Origin of the sequence: Acidisphaera rubrifaciens HS-AP3 (assembly GCF_000964365.1) — a bacterium.
GTDB classification, from domain to species: Bacteria; Pseudomonadota; Alphaproteobacteria; order Acetobacterales; family Acetobacteraceae; genus Acidisphaera; species Acidisphaera rubrifaciens.
Genome location: NZ_BANB01001041.1, coordinates 1 through 1,309 on the forward strand (window position 1 = coordinate 1; position 1,309 = coordinate 1,309).

At 74.6% G+C, this 1,309-nt stretch carries 1 protein-coding gene; it reads left to right on the plus strand.

Features of this window, described 5'->3' with window-relative positions:
- Nucleotides 1-1,309 (plus strand): MG2 domain-containing protein (locus B8460_RS19920; protein WP_048863372.1); only part of this gene is annotated, 1,309 nt, incomplete at both ends.

Below are 1,309 nucleotides of genomic sequence, written 5' to 3' on the forward strand. Positions count from 1 at the left end.
GGGCTGCTGGTGCTGCACGTCGCGCAGCCGGCGGACGCCGACCCGCCGCGCGCCTGCATCGCCTTCACCTCGCCGCCCGCCCGCGGCGACGATTTCCACCCGCAGGACTGGGTGCGGCTCGACCCTCCGGTCCCGGGCGCCGCCGTCACGCGCGAGGGCGACCGCATCTGCGTCTCCGGCCTGCCGGCGGGGGCGACCACGCGGATCATCCTGCGCGCGGGCCTGCCGGGCGAGGGCGGGTTGCGGCTGGCGCAGGAGGCGGTGGTGGCGGCGGCGATACCGAACCGCGCGCCCGCCATCACCTTCGACCAGCGGCTGTTCATCCTGCCGCGCGGCCAGACGCCGGCGGTCAGCGTGACGACGGTCAACCTGTCGCGCCTGAAGCTGACGCTCGCGCGCATGACGGAGCGCACGATCGCCTCGTTCCTGCGCCGGTCCAAGCTGGGCGAGGCGACGGACGGTTACGCGGCGCAGGAGATCGGCACCGAATACGGCGCCATCGTCTGGACCGGCAGCGCCGCGATCCCGCATTTCGCCACCAACCGGACCGAGCACACCGCGCTGCCGCTGCCGGCCGCGATGCAGGACGCCGGGCCCGGCGTCTATGCGCTGATCGCCACCGCCGGGGACGGCACGCCGGACGACACGGGCGATCTCCAGTCGGTGCAGATGATCGTCCGGACCGATCTCGCGCCCACCGTCTGGCGCGGCGATGACGGGCTGGTGGTGCAGGTGCGCAGCTATGCCACGGCGCAGGCGGTCGCGGGCGCACGGCTGCAGCTGCTGTCGCAGGGCAACGAGGTGCTGGGCGAGGCGACCACCGGCGCCGACGGCGTCGCCCGCTTCGCCGCCCCGCTGCTGCACGGGCAGGACACCGCGGCGCCGCGCTCGATCAACGTGTTCGGCCCGCGCGACGACTACGCGACGATCGACCTGCAGGCGGCGGCCTTCGACCTGTCGGACCGGGGCGTGACGGGCCAGCCCTATCCCGGGCCGCTCGATGCCTGGCTCTACACCGATCGCGGCATCTACCGGCCCGGCGAGACGGTGCAGGTGATGGCGCTGCTGCGCGACGCGGCGGGCAAGCCGGCGGACTTTCCCGCCCGACTGACGGTGCGCCGGCCGAACGGGCAGGTCTTCCTCCAGGCGACACCCGCGCGGGCGGACGACGCCGCGATCTATCTGCCGGTTACCCTGTCGCAGGGGGCGGGCGCCGGGACATGGACGGTGGAGCTGCGCGCCGATCCCGACGCGCCGCCGATCGGCACCACCACGTTCCGCGTCGACGCCTTCGTGCCGGACCGGCTTG